Consider the following 2,840-nt stretch of genomic DNA (forward strand, 5'->3'; position numbering starts at 1 on the left):
TGGAGGCAGCGTCGCGTGCGTGATGGCTTCGCTTCGCAGATAATCCGATAGCTTGTTACTCGCTTGACGGAGCTCATCCGCAGGCAAATGCAATGCCGCTCCCGAACCAAACGCCATAACAAGCTCCGAGGCGCTTGCATCAAAACCGAAGGAGGCGAACTGCACCACGCGGCTGTTACAACAAACGCCAAAAAGCCCGATCTGAGCCAAGCTGAGGTTGACCAAGCCGCGATGCTCGACCATGACCCCCTTGGGGGTGCCTGTGGATCCGGAGGTGTAGATCACATAGGCGAGATGGCGCGAGGTGAGGCCAAGCGCACGCGGGTCCGGATCCGACGCCGGCAGGTTTGCCAACGCCGGCATGGCCGTCTCCAGATCCACCACGCTCACATCGGCCAGCGCATCGGCGCCCAGCGCCGATCGCCCCGCTGCATCGGCCAGCAGCACTCGCGGCGCCGCATCGTCGAGAACCTGCCGCAGCCGCGCCGGCGGATAGGCCGGATCCAGCGGCAGGTAGGCGCCCCCCGCCTTGAGGATCGCCAAAAGCCCGACCACCATCGCCACGCTGCGCGCAACGCAGATCGCCACCGGCTGGTCCGGCCTGACCCCGAGCCCGATCAGATGATGCGCCAGGCGGTTGGCCCGCGCATTCAGCTCGCGATAGCTTAGCCGCTCCTCCTCATGGACCACCGCCACGGCGTCCGGCGCACGGCGAACCTGTGCCTCAAACAGCTCATGGATGCACTGCTGCTCAGGATACGTCACCGCCGTCCGGTTCAGCTCCTCCAGCAGATACGCGCGCTCGTCGGCTGGCAGCAGCTCAATCCGCCCGACCGCTTGCTGCGCATCGGCAACCATCGCCCGCAGCAGCGCCAGCAGATAATCCCGCTGCCGCTCGATGGTCGCGCGATCGAACAGCGCCGTGGCATAACCCAGCGTCCCAGCGATCACCTCACCCTGCTCGCCAAGGCTCAGCTCCAGATCGAACTTGACCTGATCGAAGCCGTCTGCCGCCGCCTCCACCATCAGCCCAGGAAGGTCGAACGTCCCAGCGGCGTTGTTCTGCCAGGCCAGCATCACCTGGAACAACGGCGTGTGATCAAGAGCCCGGGGCGGCTGCACGATCTCCACCACCTGCTCAAACGGCAGGTCCTGATACTCCTGCGCAGCCAGCACCGTGCGCCGCGTCCGCTCCAACAGCTCCGACACGCTCGGCTCGCCCGACAGGTCCAGCCGGAGCGGCAGCGTGTTGACGAAGAAGCCGATCAGCTCTTCGATCTCGCGGTGCCCGCGATTGGCGCTCGGCACGCCAATCACAAGATCGTCCTGTCCCGACAGACGCGACAGCACCGCCGCCCACCCCGCCAGCACCGTCATGAACAACGTCGTGCCTTGCTGCAGGCCCAGCCGCTTCAGCTCCCGCGTCAGCTCCGCATCAATGACGATGGGGACCATCGCCCCCGCAAACGACTGCTGCGCCGGCCGCGGCCGGTCCGTCGGCAGCGCCAGACGGGCCGGCGCGCCGGACAGATTGCTGCGCCAATACTGCGCCCGGCTCTGCAGCCGCTCGCCCGACAGCCACTGCCGTTGCCAGGCGGCATAGTCCGGATACTGGATTGCAAGCGGCGGCAGCGGATCGCCTTCTCCGGCCACGAACGCCCGGTACAGCTGACTAAGTTCACGCGCCAGCACGCCCAGCGACCAACCATCCGAGACAATGTGATGCTGCGTCAGCAGCAAGACGTGCTCCTCATCCGAGATCCGGATCAGCCGGCCGCGGATCAGCGGGCCACGCGCCAGATCGAACGGCGTGCGCGCCTCTTCCCTGCACAGACCCAATAGCGCCTCGTCCGCATCCGGCCTGTCCCGCAGATCGTGCTCCACAACCGGCAGCCCCGCATCCCCCGGCAGCAGCTCCACCCCGGGCTTGCCCTCCGGCGCGACAAACACGCTGCGCAGCGCCTCATGGCGCGCCAACACACGGTCCAGGCTACGCTGCCAGGCGCTGCGGTCGAGCCCACCCTTGAGCCGCCACCCGAGTGGAATGTGATAGTTCGTGCTGCTCTGATCCAGCTGCGCCAAAAACCACAGCCGCTGCTGCGCAAACGACAGCACAAGCGGCGCTTCACGCGACACCGGCGCAATGGCTGGCAGGTCTTGCGCGCCGGAGCGGCTCAACTCATCCATGATACTCGCGGCCAGATCGGCCAGCACCGGTTTGGCAAACAGCGTGGTCAGCGGCAGTGTGAAGCCAATGGCCTGCGAGACCCGGCTCAACAGCTGCACCGCCAATAGCGAGTGCCCGCCGAGCGCAAAGAAGTGATCGTGGCGTCCGACCCGCTCAACACCCAGAAGCTCGGCCCAGATCTGTGCCAGCGTGATCTCGATCTCGCCTTGCGGCGGCTCATAGGCGCGATGCGCATACGCCTCATCGTCCGGCGCAGCCAGCGCCTTGCGGTCCAGCTTGCCATTCAGCGTCAGCGGCAGCGCCGCCAGCCGCACGAACGCCGATGGCACCATGTAGTCCGGCAGGTGCGCACTTATGTGTGCGCGCAAGGCGCCGGCAAGCTCGCTTCCCTCCAGCCCGTTCGAAGCTGCTTCCGGCGCGCACACCACATAGGCGACAAGACGCTGCTCGCCGCCGGGGCCCTCGTGCGCCACCACCACCGCCTCTCCCACGAGCGGGTGCTCGCAAAGCCGCGCCGCGATCTCGCCCGGCTCGATCCGGAAGCCGCGGATCTTCACCTGGTCGTCGTTGCGGCCCAAAAACTCCAGATTGCCGTCCGGCAGATAGCGCGCCAGATCGCCGGTGCGGTACAGCCGGTCGCCGTCCACAAAGG

At 66.7% G+C, this 2,840-nt stretch carries 1 protein-coding gene; it reads right to left on the reverse strand.

Annotated features, from left to right (window positions below; genetic code table 11):
• On the reverse strand, positions 1 to 2,840 hold a 2,840-nt coding region (locus I6F16_RS37325), incomplete at both ends, for a condensation domain-containing protein (RefSeq protein WP_225174751.1).

Origin of the sequence: Bradyrhizobium sp. IC4060 (assembly GCF_020193715.1) — a bacterium.
GTDB lineage: Bacteria > Pseudomonadota > Alphaproteobacteria > Rhizobiales > Xanthobacteraceae > Bradyrhizobium > Bradyrhizobium yuanmingense.